The 13,230-nt window shown below is 72.0% G+C and carries 12 protein-coding genes; 7 read left to right on the top strand and 5 right to left on the bottom strand.

What is annotated here, in order from left to right; genetic code table 11:
- Positions 1 to 213: 213 nt before the first annotated feature.
- Together ACIA77_RS18465 and ACIA77_RS18470 are read left to right on the top strand one after the other, a co-directional pair.
- A complete protein-coding gene (locus ACIA77_RS18465; protein WP_395887095.1) occupies positions 214 to 1,734 on the top strand; it encodes a DEAD/DEAH box helicase in 1,521 nt (506 codons plus the stop codon).
- Between the two features lie 96 nt (positions 1,735 to 1,830).
- A complete protein-coding gene (locus ACIA77_RS18470; protein ID WP_395887096.1) occupies positions 1,831 to 3,006 on the top strand; it encodes an 8-amino-7-oxononanoate synthase in 1,176 nt (391 codons plus the stop codon).
- Here the strand turns inward: ACIA77_RS18470 and ACIA77_RS18475 are convergent.
- Both ACIA77_RS18475 and ACIA77_RS18480 read right to left on the bottom strand, forming a co-directional pair.
- Positions 3,003 to 3,443, bottom strand: coding sequence for a GNAT family N-acetyltransferase (locus tag ACIA77_RS18475; RefSeq protein ID WP_395887097.1), 441 nt, complete (start codon positions 3,441 to 3,443; stop codon positions 3,003 to 3,005). The genes ACIA77_RS18470 and ACIA77_RS18475 overlap by 4 nt on opposite strands.
- Positions 3,444 to 3,463: 20 nt before the next feature.
- Positions 3,464 to 4,291, bottom strand: a complete 828-nt coding sequence (locus ACIA77_RS18480; RefSeq protein WP_395887098.1) for a S1 family peptidase — start codon at positions 4,289 to 4,291, stop codon at positions 3,464 to 3,466.
- A 456-nt stretch (positions 4,292 to 4,747) separates the two neighbouring features.
- On the opposite strand from ACIA77_RS18480, the gene ACIA77_RS18485 reads away from it, so the two are divergent.
- From ACIA77_RS18485 to ACIA77_RS18495, 3 genes are all read left to right on the top strand, one after another.
- Positions 4,748 to 5,305, top strand: coding sequence for a M15 family metallopeptidase (locus tag ACIA77_RS18485; RefSeq protein WP_395887099.1), 558 nt, complete (start codon positions 4,748 to 4,750; stop codon positions 5,303 to 5,305).
- Between the two features lie 75 nt (positions 5,306 to 5,380).
- Positions 5,381 to 6,775: a mycothione reductase gene (locus ACIA77_RS18490; protein ID WP_395887100.1), complete on the top strand. Its 1,395-nt coding sequence runs from the start codon at positions 5,381 to 5,383 to the stop codon at positions 6,773 to 6,775.
- 84 nt (positions 6,776 to 6,859) lie between these two features.
- Positions 6,860 to 7,480 (top strand): chloramphenicol phosphotransferase CPT family protein, encoded by a 621-nt coding sequence (locus ACIA77_RS18495; protein ID WP_395887101.1) that lies wholly within the window; start codon positions 6,860 to 6,862, stop codon positions 7,478 to 7,480.
- Here the strand turns inward: ACIA77_RS18495 and ACIA77_RS18500 are convergent.
- Entirely contained in the window at positions 7,471 to 8,736 is a 1,266-nt protein-coding gene (locus ACIA77_RS18500) for a CynX/NimT family MFS transporter (RefSeq protein WP_395887102.1), read from the bottom strand. The genes ACIA77_RS18495 and ACIA77_RS18500 overlap by 10 nt on opposite strands.
- A gap of 49 nt (positions 8,737 to 8,785) precedes the next feature.
- Here ACIA77_RS18500 and ACIA77_RS18505 point away from each other — a divergent pair, with 49 nt between their 5' ends.
- Positions 8,786 to 9,466 carry a FadR/GntR family transcriptional regulator gene (locus ACIA77_RS18505; RefSeq protein WP_395887103.1) on the top strand — a complete coding sequence of 227 codons (681 nt, stop codon included), beginning with the start codon at positions 8,786 to 8,788 and terminating at the stop codon, positions 9,464 to 9,466.
- A gap of 130 nt (positions 9,467 to 9,596) precedes the next feature.
- Complete coding sequence (locus ACIA77_RS18510; protein ID WP_395887104.1) at positions 9,597 to 10,574, top strand: SGNH/GDSL hydrolase family protein; 978 nt, start codon at positions 9,597 to 9,599, stop codon at positions 10,572 to 10,574.
- Here ACIA77_RS18510 and map read toward each other — a convergent pair.
- Both map and ACIA77_RS18520 read right to left on the bottom strand, forming a co-directional pair.
- Positions 10,561 to 11,418: a type I methionyl aminopeptidase gene (map, locus tag ACIA77_RS18515; protein WP_395887105.1), complete on the bottom strand. Its 858-nt coding sequence runs from the start codon at positions 11,416 to 11,418 to the stop codon at positions 10,561 to 10,563. The genes ACIA77_RS18510 and map overlap by 14 nt on opposite strands.
- Before the next feature lie 17 nt (positions 11,419 to 11,435).
- Positions 11,436 to 13,229: a penicillin-binding transpeptidase domain-containing protein gene (locus tag ACIA77_RS18520; RefSeq protein ID WP_395887106.1), complete on the bottom strand. Its 1,794-nt coding sequence runs from the start codon at positions 13,227 to 13,229 to the stop codon at positions 11,436 to 11,438.
- Position 13,230: the final 1 nt, after the last annotated feature.

Genomic DNA, 13,230 nt, shown 5'->3' on the forward strand with positions numbered 1-13,230 from the left:
ACCGGCGGCGTGGATGAGTTGGTGTCCGTCGCCTCCACAGCCCACTGACGGGCTCGCGGTGAAATCCGAAGCTACTTCCATCGGTGCTCGATGACGGGGACGTCGTGGTGCGCCGGGTCCGTCCCTGTGAACGCCCACCGCCACACCACCTTGCCCTGCCTGCGCGCGGGCAGCCCGGGCCTCCTTGTGACGTACCACGTCCGAGAGGCATAAGTGACAGTCACGTTCAACTCTGGCCACTCCGCCGGGTCCCACTCCGGGTCGCAGCGTCCGGGGCGTCCCGATCGCAAGCCGCGGCAGCGCCCGGCTCGCGGGGACTTCCTGCGCGACGACGCGGTGGAGACCGTGGCCACCAAGACCTGGGCTCAGCTGGGCCTGCCCGACGAGCTGCTGAACGCGCTCGCCGAGGCCGGGATCACCACCCCGTTCCCGATCCAGTCGGCGACGATCCCCGACGCGCTCGCGGGCCGCGACGTGCTGGGCCGCGCCCAGACCGGCTCCGGCAAGACCCTGGCGTTCGGCCTGGCCATCCTGGCCCGGCTCAACGGCGGCAAGGCCCGCCCGAAGCGCCCCCGCGCGCTCGTGCTGGTGCCGACCCGCGAGCTGGCCATGCAGGTGGCCGACTCGCTGACCCCGCTCGCGAAGGCGCTCGGCCTGTGGTGCCGCACCGCCGTCGGCGGCATGGCCTTCACCCGCCAGGCCGACGCGCTTTCCCGCGGTGTCGACCTGCTGATCGCCACCCCGGGACGGCTGTCGGACCACGTCCGGCAGGGCACCGCGTCGCTGGGCGACTGCAACTTCATCGCGCTCGACGAGGCCGACCAGATGGCCGACATGGGCTTCATGCCGCAGGTCCGCGAGATCCTCGACCTCACCCCGCCGGGTGGGCAGCGGCTGCTGTTCTCGGCGACGCTCGACGGTGACGTCAACAAGCTGGTCAAGCAGTACCTGACCGACCCCGTCACGCACTCGGTCGCGCCGTCGACCGCGAGTGTGGACACCATGGACCACCACGTGCTCCAGGTGTCGCACCAGGACAAGCAGGACATCGTCACGCAGATCGGCGCCCGCGAGGGCCGCACGATCATGTTCGTGCGCACCAAGCACCACGTCGACCGCCTCACCGAGCGGCTGCGCGAGCAGGGCGTGCACGCGGCGGCGCTGCACGGCGGCAAGACGCAGGGCCAGCGCAACCGCGTGCTGGCCGACTTCAAGGACGGCCACACCCCGGTGCTGGTCGCCACCGACGTCGCCGCGCGCGGCATCCACGTCGACGACATCTCGCTGGTGCTGCACGTGGACCCCGCCGCGGACCACAAGGACTACCTGCACCGCGCGGGCCGCACGGCGCGCGCCGGCGCGTCGGGTGTCGTCGTCACGCTGGTGACGCACGACCAGCGGCGCACCGTCCGCCGGATGACCGACCGGGCCGGCGTGCGCGCCGAGACCACGGTGGTCCGCCCGGGCGACGCGGAGCTCTCGCGCATCACGGGTGCGCAGGAGCCGAGCGGCGAGCCGGTCGTGGAGCGGCGCCGGGAGGCCCCGCGCCGCGGTGGCCGCGGCTTCGGCGGCGGTCGTGAGCGCGGTGACCGCGGCTACGGGTCGCGCGAGGGCTACGGCTCGCGCGAAGGTCGTCCGAGTTACGGCGGCCGCGGGCGCCAGCAGCGGTCGGGCTCGGGTTCGGGCCGGCCGCAGCGGCCGGGTCGCGGCACGCGTCGCAGCTACGACAGCTGAGTCCCGCTTCGGAAAAGCCCCGCCTCGTGCGGGGCTTTTTCGTTGTGTGGCAGGGCCCACGGTTCCCGGCGGGACCCGGGTGGGAGACTGCCGGGCGTGACTTCCTTCCCGCAGCTGCCGCCCGAGAACGTCTTCGACTGGCTCGACACCGAGGCCGAGAAGCGGGCGAACGCGGGACTGGTGCGGCGGCTGCGGCCCCGGCCGGCGCAGGCCGAAGAGCTCGACCTCGCCGGCAACGACTACCTCGGCCTGGCGCGCGACAAGCGCGTCGTCGGCGCCGCCGCGGCGGCCGCCATGCGCTGGGGCGCCGGTTCGACGGGCTCGCGGCTCGTCACCGGGTCCACCGAACTGCACGCGGAGCTGGAGCACGAACTGGCCCGCTTCTGCGGCACGCAAGCGGCGCTGGTGTTCTCGTCGGGCTTCGCCGCGAACATGGGCGCGGTGACCGCGCTGTCCGGCGCGGAGTCCGCGATCGTGACGGACAAGTACATCCACGCGTCGCTCATCGAAGGCTGCCGGCTCTCGCGGGCCGACGTCGCGGCTGTGGCGCACGCGACGCCGTCGGCGATCGAGCACGCGCTGTCGACGCGCCGGAAACCGCGCGCGCTGGTGGTCACGGACTCGGTGTTCTCCGTCGACGGTGACCTCGCGCCGCTGAGCGAACTCGCGCAGATCTGCCGCGCCTCGGGCGCCGCCCTGCTCGTGGACGACGCCCACGGCTTCGGTGTCCTCGGCGAGGGCGGCCGGGGCGCCGTGCACGCGGCCGGCCTGTCCGCCGCGCCGGATGTCGTCACCACCGTGACGTTGTCCAAGTCCCTCGGCGCCCAGGGCGGCGCCGTGCTCGGCCCGCGGCGCGTGATCAAGCACCTCGTCGACACGGCCCGCAGCTTCATCTTCGACACCGCCCTGGCACCGGGCAGCGTCGCGGCCGCGCTGACGGCGCTGAACGTGCTGAAGTCCGAGCCGTCGCTGCCCGAGAAGGTGATCGACAACGCGGGCGCCATCGCCGGGCACCTCAAGGCCGCCGGCCTGCGCGTCAGCCTCCCGGAGGCCGCCGTCATCTCCGTTCAGGCCCCGTCCGCGGACGCCGCCGTCGCCTGGGCGGAAGCGTGCGCGGACCAGGGCGTGCGCGTCGGCTGCTTCCGCCCGCCGTCGGTGCCGGACGGCATCTCGCGGCTGCGCCTCACGGCCCGCGCGGACCTGTCGGAAGCCGACGTGGACCGTGCGGTGAAGGTCATCACCGCCACCGCGCCGCGAGGCGCCGCGGCCTAGTCCTTCGCGACCCGGCGCATGGTGATGTGCGGGATGCCGTCGTCCAGGAACTCGTCGCCTTCAGGGACGAAGCCGAAGCGGGCGTACAGGGACTGGGCGTAGGTCTGGGCGTCGAGGACGAACTCGCCGGCAGCGCCGTCCAGCGCGGCCTCCATCAGCGACGCCGCCAACCCCCGGCCGCGGGCCGAAGCCGCGGTCACCACGCGGCCGATGCGCGAGATCCCGCCGGGGTCGGCGAGGACACGCAGGTAAGCCAGGACCGAGCCGTCCGCGTCTTCGAGCCAGAGGTGGCGCGTGGCGGCCAGCAGGTCGCGGCCGTCGACGTCGCCGTACGCGCATTCCTGCTCGACGACGAAAACGTCGGCGCGCAGGCGGAGGATGGCGTACAGCCGGTCGGCGGTGAGGTCGGGGCCGGAGGCGTCGTGCAGGGTGGTCACGAGCCCCTGCTTAACACAGGTCAGCCGATGATCCGCGGCTGGGACTGCTCGGCGATGTCGTCCGCGAACGTCGACACCCGCGTGTAGACGCCGTACTTGCCGGCCTTCGCGCAGCCGTCGCCGAAGGAGACGATGCCGATGAGGGTGTCACCAACGACGAGTGGGCCGCCGGAGTCGCCCTGGCACGCGTCGATGCCGCCGTCGGGGTAGCCGGCGCAGACCATGCTCGACGGGTCGTACGAGTCGTACGACGATTTGCACGTGCTGTCGCTGACGATCGGGACCACGGCGCTGCGCAGGTAGTCGGACCGGCTGCCGCCGTCGGCGATGCGGCCCCAGCCGAGCACGGTGGCCTGCGTGCCCTCGGCGTAGTCCGCGCGGTCGCCCGAGCCCGCGACCTTCGCCGGCCGGTACGGCAGCTGGCCGCGCACCGTCAGCACCGCGACGTCGTCGCCCTTCGTCGGGTCCGAGTAGTCCGGGTCGACCCACTCGCGGGACACGGCGAGCGTCACGCCGTCGCTCGTGCGCTTGTCCTGGCGGCCCGCGACCACGCGCACGTTGCTGCTCGGCAACGCCGCGGCGCAGTGAGCGGCCGTCGCGACCGCCGTGGAGCTCACGATCACGGCGCCGCAGAACTGGTTGCCGTTCTGGTCGGTGAGGAACACCGCGTACGGGTGCTCCGACACCGAAGCCTCGTCACCGCCGACGATCCGCGGCTGCGCGGCCTGCGGCGGGGTGGCTCCCGCGTCCTCGGCCGACGCCGTGGTCACCGCGATCGGCACCGTCACCGCGGTCACGAGCAGGGCCCCGGCCGCGAGGAGGAGCGAACGGCGGATCTTGGCGGGCATGGGAGTTCCCCTTCAACGACGGTGAGCGGAGATTGCGGCGCGTGAACGAACGGCCGCGATTACCCTAAACGGAGCAGGCCCGAAATGGGGTCACTGGAACGGGTGGAGTAAGCGCTCACCGAGCGCGTTTGATTGGCTGGTTCCATGCGACGGAGAGCGACGGCCGCGGCCGGCACCATGATGGCGTTCCTGCTGGTCGGCTGCGGCACATCGACCCCGCCCGCGCCGTCCGTCACCCCGGCGCCTGCCCCGGCGAGCCGGGCGATCCCGGCAGTTCCGACAGTTCCAGCAACGGGGACGGCGACGACCACACCACCCGTCACCTGGCAGGTGGGTGCACACCCGCTCCCCCGTCGTCCCGACGGCTTCGGCGAGATCCTCCCGACTCCACCCGAACTGGTGAACCGAGCGCTCCCGACGCGCGATTTCCTGCCGCCTCCAGCGGGAAATGCGTACATGTCGAAGATCGAGGCGGTGCCGCCCGACGTGCTCGCGCGCAGCACGTGGCAGGCCGCGTGCCCGGTCAGCTCCACCGATCTGCGCTACGTCACGCTGTCGTTCTGGGGTTTCGACGGCCGCGCGCACACCGGCGAGCTGCTCGTGAACCGCACCGGCGCGCAAGCGATGGTCACCGTGTTCGGCGAACTCTTCGCCGCGCGGTTCCCGCTGGAGGAGGTGCGCGTGACGAGCCCCGCGGAGCTCGACGCGCCGCCCACCGGCGACGGCAACGACACGAGCGCCTTCGTCTGCCGGCCCGTGCGCGGCCAGACCAACTGGTCCGCGCACGCGTACGGGCTCGCGGTGGACGTGAACCCGTTCTGCAACCCGTACTCGAAGGGCCCGCTGGTGCTGCCGGAGCTGGCGTCGGCGTACCTGGACCGCTCGCGCGTGCGGCCCGGCATGGTCATCGCCGGGGGACCGGTCGTACGCGACTTCGCGGCCGTCGGCTGGAGCTGGGGCGGCGCGTGGACGTCACCGAAGGACCGGATGCACTTCACAGCGACCGGGGGCTGACCTCGGGAACACCGCGAGGCACAGGCAGGTTGACTACGCTGGGAACGCCCGTTCTACGGCTTTCGGAGGAAAACTGTGCCGCACTACGACCTGGTGATCGTCGGGACAGGATCGGGGAACTCGATCCTCGACCCGCGCTTCGCCGACCTGAAGACGGCGATCGTCGAAAAGGGGACGTTCGGTGGCACGTGCCTCAACGTGGGCTGCATCCCGACCAAGATGTTCGTGTACGCGGCCGACGTAGCGGCGACGCCCTCCCACAGCTCGCGCTTCGGCGTGGACGAGGAACTCACGGGCGTGCGCTGGCCCGACATCCGCGACCGGATCTTCGGCCGCATCGACCCGATCTCCGCGGGCGGCGAGGAGTACCGCAAGCACCACCAGGACAACGAGAACGTCGACGTCTACCAGGGCGAAGGCCGGTTCACCGGGACGAAGGAGCTGCGCGTCAGCTTCACCGACGGGCGACCCGACGAGGTGCTGACGGCCGACAAGTTCGTGCTCGCCGCGGGCGGGCGGCCCGTCGTGCCGGACGTCCCGGGCCTCGAAGAGACCGGCTACTACACGTCGGACACGATCATGCGGCTCGACGCGCTGCCCAAGCGCATCACCATCCTGGGCGGCGGGTACATCGCGGCGGAGTTCGCGCACGTCTTCAAGTCCTTCGGCGTGGACGTGTCCGTGGTCCTGCGCTCCGGCGCCATGGTGCGCGGCGAGGACGAAGAGGTGAGCGCCCGTTTCACCGAGCTGGCCGCCGAACGCTTCGACCTGCGGCGCGACCGCAAGGTGCAGAGCGTGCGCAAGACCGGCACGGGCGCGGCGCTCGAACTCGACGGCCCGGAAGGCCCCGAGACGCTCGAAACGGACCTGATCCTCGTCGCCATCGGCCGCCACCCGAACACCGACCGGCTCAACGTCGCCGCCACCGGGGTGACCACGATGGACAGTGGCCACGCCATCGTCGACGACTACCAGGAGACGGTGGTCCCGGGCATCTACGCGCTCGGCGACATGTCGTCGCCGTACGAGCTGAAGCACGTCGCGAACCGCGAAGGCCGCGTCGTGCAGCACAACCTGCTGCACCCGGACGACCGCATCAAGGCCGACCACCGCTTCGTCCCGCACGCGATCTTCACGTCGCCGCAGATCGCTTCCGTCGGCCTGACGGAGCAGGACGCGCGCGCCCGCGGCGTCTCGTACGTCGTGTCCAAACAGGACTACACCGGCATCGCCTACGGCTGGGCCATGGAGGACACCACGGGCTTCGCGAAGCTCCTCGCCGACCCCGCCACGGGGCAGCTCCTGGGCGCCCACATCATCGGCCCCCAGGCCTCCTCGGTGATCCAGCCGCTCATCCAGGCGATGAGCTTCGGCCTCGACGCGCGCTCCATGGCGCGCGGCCAGTACTGGATCCACCCGGCGATGCCGGAGCTGATCGAGAACGCGCTGCTGAACCTGCCGCTGGACTGAACCGGAACCGGGAAGGCCTCCTCACCGAGCCGGTGCGGAGGCCTTTTCTCTGTCCCCGGCGGAGTCGTTGTCTACGGTTCGGGGATGGCAGCACAGGCACCGGGCCGGGTCATCTTGCTCAACGGCCCGTCGAGTTCGGGCAAGACGAGCATCGGCCAGGCGATGCTGCCGCTTCTGCCCGACCCGTGGTTCCTGGTCCCGGTCGACTCGATCAGCGGGATGCGGTCGACGAAGCACAACCGCGCCCTGGGGGATGCGAAAACCCAGGAAATGCTTCGCCGAACGAGGCGGGGATACCACCGCGTGATCGCGGCCCTCGCGTCGGCGGGCAACGACGTGATCATGGATTACCCGCTCAGTGAGCCGTGGCGCCTGGCCGACCTGCTCGACGTTCTCGATGGCTACGACGTCACCTTGGTCGACGTCCGGTGCTCGGCCGAAGAGCTGGACCGGCGCGAGCGGTTGCGCTGCGATCGTCCCCGGGGCTTGGCCGCATCACAGACCGGTGTCTACGCCCACCGCGACAACGACCTCGTCGTGGACACCACCCGTCGTACCGCCGCCGACTGCGCCCGCGAGATCGTCGACCGGTTCGCCACGATCAGCCGGCCCAAGGCGTTCGCGCGCCTGCGCCGCGATCGCCCGGTGGCGGCTGTCCGGACGCTCGACGCTGATCAGCACAACGCCCGCCGGTCTCAGACGTAGCGCGGCCGCCCCGCGAAGAAGCCGACGGTCATCTGCACGCAGGTCACCACGCTGAGCACGATGAGCGACACCGTCCAGCCGCCGGTGGCGTCGTGCAGCAGGCCGAAGACGAAGGGGCCCACGGCGGCCAGCAGGTAGCCGAAGCCCTGGGCCATGCCGGAGAGGCGGGCGGTGTCGGCGCCGGTGCGGGCGCGCAGGGCGATCACGGTGAGGGCGAGCGAGAAGACGCTCATGCCGATGCCCACCAGCACGCTCCACAGCAGCGGCGACGCGCTCGGCGCCACCAGCAGGCCGATCATGCCGGCCAGACCGGCGAGGCCCATGCCGACGATCCACCAGCTCTGGTTGCCCTGACGGGCCGCGACGGGCGGGATGACGAGGCTGATCGGCACGGCGATCACGGAGATCAGGCCCAGCAGCAGGCCCGCGTCGCCCTTGCTGACGCCGGAGTCGATGAACACCTGCGGGAGCCAGCCCATGACCACGTAGGCGATGAAGGACTGCAGCCCGAAGAAGAGGGTGACGATCCAGGCGAGCGGGCTGCGCATCAGGGACCGGCCGCCGCCCTGGGACGTGGCGGATGCCGGGGCGCGGCCGGTGCCGCGGGCGGCCACGAGCCAGACGACGAGGGCGATCACGGCGAGCACCGCCCACGAGCCGAGCGACTCGCGCCAGCCGCCCAGCGCCGTCTCCAGGGGCGGGCTCACGGCGGACCCCGCGGCGCCGCCGCCCTGCAGCGCGGCGGTGTAGACGCCGGTCATCAGGCCGACCTTCGCCGGGAACGAGTCCTTGATGACCACGGGGATGAGGACGTTCACGAGGGCGATGCCGGCCGTCGCGACGAGGGTGCCGCCGAGGACCACGAACTGGCCGTCGGCGACGCGCAGCACCAGGCCTGCGGTGAGCACCGCCAGCGCGAACCCGATCGCCCAGCCGATGCCGAAGCGGCGCGACAGCAGGGGCGCCGCGAGGCCCGCGCCCGCGAAGCACAGGCCGGGCAGCGTCGTCAGGACGCTGGCCCACACCGCCGACGCGCCGAGGTCGCCGCGCATCTCCGCGAGCAGCGGCCCGATGCTCGTGATGGCGGGCCGCAGGTTCAGCGCGGTGAGCACCACGGCGATCGCGAGCAGCAGCCCACCGGCCACCACACCCGGCCGGCGCGGGGACTCCTCCTCCAGGCTGCCCTCGAGTTCGAGCTCGAGGCGATCGGCGTAGGAGGAGGGGCGCGGCGTGGAATCCCAGGAATCGACGGACACATCCGCTACTATGGCATACGTAGGATGATTGGATGAAGGGATTATTCCTGTGCCTCTCGCCACCACCCGGCGCGCCGGCCTGGTCGACCAGGTCATCGACCAGCTGCGCGAAGCGATCACGCAAGGGGAATGGCCGGTCGGGCAGCGCATCCCCACGGAGCCGGCGCTGGTCGCGCAGCTCGGGGTCGGGCGCAACACCGTCCGCGAGGCCGTGCGCGCCCTCGCGCACACCGGCATCCTCGAAGTCCGCCAGGGAGACGGCACGTACGTACGTGCCACCAGCGAGGTGTCCGGCGCCCTGCGCCGCCTCTGCGGCAGCGAGCTGCGCGAGGTGCTCCAGGTCCGCCGCACGCTGGAGGTCGAAGGCGCCCGCCTGGCCGCCACCGCCCGCACCGACGCCGACCTCGCGCGCCTGCGCACCCTCCTCGAGCGCCGCGACGACGACCACCGCGAGGGCCGCATCGACGAATTCGCCCGCACCGACGCGGAGTTCCACCTCGAGATCGTCCGATGTGGACACAACAGCCTGCTGTTCGAGCTCTACCGCGGCTTGATGGAAGCCATCACCGCCAGCGTCGCCTCCACCTACGACGACCTGGAGCACGCCGAAATCATCAAGCACCGCGGTCTCGTCGACGCCATCGAAGCCCGCGACGCCGACCGGGCCACTGCGGAAGCCGGCGGTTTCCTCGACGAGCTGCTGGCGCGCGCCGTGCCGGCCGACGCCTGAGCGCGGTGCCCACCACCGGGGCACGAACGGCCTCACCCGCTTGACCGTGAAAGCCACTCACGCCGGTTGCGGCCCGGTCCAGACCACACCAGAGTTCTGACCACCATCCACCGGACGGAGAGGTCAGGCCGTGCGCCGTCTTCCGCTCGCAGTGCTGTTCGTGGTCGTGAGTCTCGTCGCCGGAGCCACTGCGGCGGCCGCGGCGCAACCCCAGTTCCGCAAGTACGTCGCGCTCGGCGATTCGTACACCGCCGGGCCGCTGATCCCCTGGCAGCAGGCCAGCTGGTGCTTCCGCTCGAACAACAACTACCCGTCGTGGCTCGCGACGCGGCTCGGGATCTACGACGAGGACGGTGCGTTCGCCGACGTCAGCTGCTCGTCGGCCGACACGTCGAACATGACGCAGCCGCAGGTCACGCCCGCGCCGAGCATCCCGCTCGCCACGCAGTCACCGCAGTTCGACGCGCTGAGCCTCGACACCGACCTCGTCACCATCGGCATCGGCGGCAACGACTACGGCGTTTTCGGCGACCTCGTCGGCACCTGCCCGACCGTGCGCGCGCAGGACCCGACCGGCGCGCCGTGCCGCGAGCACTTCACCGTCGGCGGCGTCGACACCATGGCGACGGCCGTGCGGAACACCGGGCGCAACGTCGCCCAGGTCGTGCGCGGCGTCGAGGAACGCTCACCCGGCGCCACGATCGTCCTCGTCGGCTACCCGCGGCTGCTGCCGCCGACCGGCACCTGCCCGAACGTGATCCCGTTCGCCGACGGCGACTACGCGTGGGCCGACAGCGTCGAACGCGAGCTCAACGCCGCCATCGCCGAGGCCGCCCGGACCACGGGCGCCCGCTACGTCGACACCTACGGCCCGAGCCTCGGCCACGACGCCTGCGCCGGCTCCGCCGCGTGGGTCAACGGGCAGCACACCAACCTGTTCGAAGCCGTGTCCTACCACCCGTTCAAGGCGGGCATGGAGGCCGAAGCGGCGCTGATCGCGCAGGCCTTGGGCGTCACCGGCCGCGCCGGAACCCCGGCACCGCACCGGAAGGCGAGCACTGATCAGCTCGCCCGCATGGCGCGCACCGCGGGCCTCACGGGAGCGTGAGGATCTCCGCGCCGTCGGCGGTGACCACGAGGGTGTGCTCGAACTGGGCCGTCCACTTCTTGTCCTTCGTGGTCACGGTCCAGTCGTCGGCCCACACGTCGTAGTCGATGGTGCCGAGCGTGATCATCGGCTCGATCGTGAAGGTCATGCCCTCTTCGATCAGCGTGTGCACCGACGGCTCCTCGTAGTGCAGCACGGTCGGCGCGGTGTGGAACGCCGGGCCGACGCCGTGGCCGGTGAAGTCGCGCACCACGCCGTAGCCGAACCGCTTGGCGTACGCCTCGATCACGCGGCCGATCACGTTGAGCTGGCGCCCGGGCCGCACCGCCTTGATCGCGCGGGCGGTCGCCTCGCGGGTGCGCTCGACGAGCAGCTGCGCCTCCTCGGAGACGTCGCCGGCGAGGAACGTGGCGTTGGTGTCGCCGTGCACGCCGCCGATGAACGCGGTGACGTCGATGTTGCAGATGTCGCCGTCCTCGATCACGGTCGAGTCGGGGATGCCGTGGCAGATGACCTCGTTGAGCGAGGTGCAGCACGACTTCGGGAAGCTGCGGTAGCCGAGCGTCGACGGGTAGGCGTGGTGGTCGAGCAGGAACTCGTGCACGACCTTGTCGATGTCGTCGGTGGTCGCGCCGGGCTTGACGGCCTTGCCGCCCTCCTCGAGCGCCTGCGCGGCGATCTTCGACGCCACGCGCATCGCCTCGATCACCTCGGGCGTGCGTACCCCGTTTCCGGTGTCCCGCTTGGGTGCCGGCCGATCGACGTACTCGGGGCGGGCGATGTCGGCGGGGACGGAGCGGCGCGGCGTCTGGACACCGGGCGTCAACGGGGCACGAACGGACATGCGTCCAGCCTACGACGTCACTTCCCCGCGACGCCCGCGAGGAACCGGTGAGCGGCTTCCACGGCCGGTTTCGAGGAGCCCGCGTCGGTGAGCAGCACCGCGAACGCGAGGTCGCCCTGGTAGCCGACGAACCAGCCGTGGGAGTGCGTGCCGTCGCCGAACTGGGCCGTGCCCGTCTTGCCGCGCACGTCGGGCAGGTCACGCAGGGCGGTGGCCGTGCCGTTGGTCACGACGTCGCGCATCATCGAGCGCACGGCGTCGAGCACCTCCGGCCGCGGCGCGGGGCCGAGGCCGGTGGCCTTGGCCGCCATCCCCTTCACGACCGTCGGCACCGGCACCTTCCCCGACTGCACGGCCGCGGCGGCCAGCGCCATCCCGAACGGGCTCGTGACCACGGTGCCCTGCCCGAACCCGTTCTCCGCGCGCTGCACCTCTGTGTCGGCCTTCGGGACGGAGCCGGTCACGGTCGTCAGGCCGGGGATCACGAAGTCGGCGCCGACGCCGAGGGAGCGCGCCGCGTCCGTGAGCGCGGTCGGCGCCAAGCCGGCCGACAGCTGGGCGAACGTGGTGTTGCACGACTGCGCGAACGCCGTCGTGAGCGGCACCGTGCCCAGGTCGAAACGGCCTTCGTTCGGGATCACGCGGCCGGAGAACGTCACGGTGCCCGGGCACGCGACGGGCGAATCGGCCTTCACGCGCCCGGCCGAGAGCGCGGCTGTGGCGGTGACGATCTTGAACGTCGAGCCCGGCGGGAAGCGGCCGGTGAGCGCGAGCGGTCCCTGCGCGTCGGCGGGCGCGTTCTGCGCGACGGCCAGCAGCTGGCCCGTCGAGGGCTGCAGCGCCACGATCGCCGACGGCGTCGGCACCGGGGCCAGCGCCTGTTCGGCGGCCTTCTGGACGTGGCCGGACAGCGTGCTCGTCACCGCCGGCGGCTCCTTCGGCGGCACGGCGAAGAGCTCACTGGCCTCGTTGCCGGTCACGTCGAGCGACACGATTCGCCAGCCCGCGCCGGCCGCGGCTTGCTGCTCGACCATGGTCCGCAGCGCGGGCAGCACCTGGCGGCCGGTGTCGCGGTTGTCGGGCAACAGGCGCTGCTGGCTCGTGAAGCGGACCCCGGGCAGGTCGTGGATGGCGGACTTGACCTGCTCGTAGTCGGTGTCGCGCAGGGAGAGCACGGAGTAGGCGGAGCCGGGTTTGGTGGCCTTGATGCCGTCGAGCACAGAGCCGGCGGTCACGGTCGGGTCGAAGCGGTGCAACGCCGAGCCGAGCTTGTCCGCGACGGCCGCGGTGTCGCCGGTTTTCGCGGGGTCGACGACGACGCCGATCACCGTCTGCGGGCGCAGCAGCGGGAACCCGTCGCGGTCGAGCACGGGCGGCGGCTGGGCGGGGTCGGCGACGAGCGCGAGGCTCTGCTGCTCCGTGAGCTGCGGGTGCACAACGGTGGGCTGCCAGTGCACCTGCCAGCCGTCCTCGGCCGAGCGCAGCTGGGCGTCGGCGGTGTAGGTCCAGGTGCGGCCGCGGCCGAGGTGCCAGGTGAGGCGGTAGCCGCCCGTGGCGGTGTCGCCGGACTGCTTCACGGATTCGCCGGTGGCTTCGACGGACTCCGGTTTGAGGGCCGACCGGATCTGCGTGAGGGTGGCTTTCGCCGCGTCGGGCGAATCGGTTTTCGCGGCGGCCGCGGCGACGTCACCCGAGCCGAGGGCGGTGAGGAAGGCGGCGAGCGTGTCCTCGGGCCCGTCGGCGGAGCACGCGGCGAGCGGGAGAACGGTCAGCAGAGCGACGGCGAGCGCGGCACTACGACATCGGGCCATG

Source organism: Amycolatopsis sp. NPDC051903, from assembly GCF_044452505.1.
Taxonomy (GTDB): domain Bacteria; phylum Actinomycetota; class Actinomycetes; order Mycobacteriales; family Pseudonocardiaceae; genus Amycolatopsis.

What these genes read in the sequence shown, in the direction of transcription:
- ACIA77_RS18480 (WP_395887098.1), bottom strand. Translation starts at nt 4,291, where the DNA reads ATGCCCGCCAAGATCCGCCGTTCGCTCCTCCTCGCGGCCGGGGCCCTG.
- ACIA77_RS18485 (WP_395887099.1), top strand. Translation starts at nt 4,748, where the DNA reads ATGTCGAAGATCGAGGCGGTGCCGCCCGACGTGCTCGCGCGCAGCACG.
- ACIA77_RS18495 (WP_395887101.1), top strand. Translation starts at nt 6,860, where the DNA reads ATGGCAGCACAGGCACCGGGCCGGGTCATCTTGCTCAACGGCCCGTCG.
- map (WP_395887105.1), bottom strand. Translation starts at nt 11,418, where the DNA reads ATGTCCGTTCGTGCCCCGTTGACGCCCGGTGTCCAGACGCCGCGCCGC.
- ACIA77_RS18520 (WP_395887106.1), bottom strand. Translation starts at nt 13,229, where the DNA reads ATGGCCCGATGTCGTAGTGCCGCGCTCGCCGTCGCTCTGCTGACCGTT.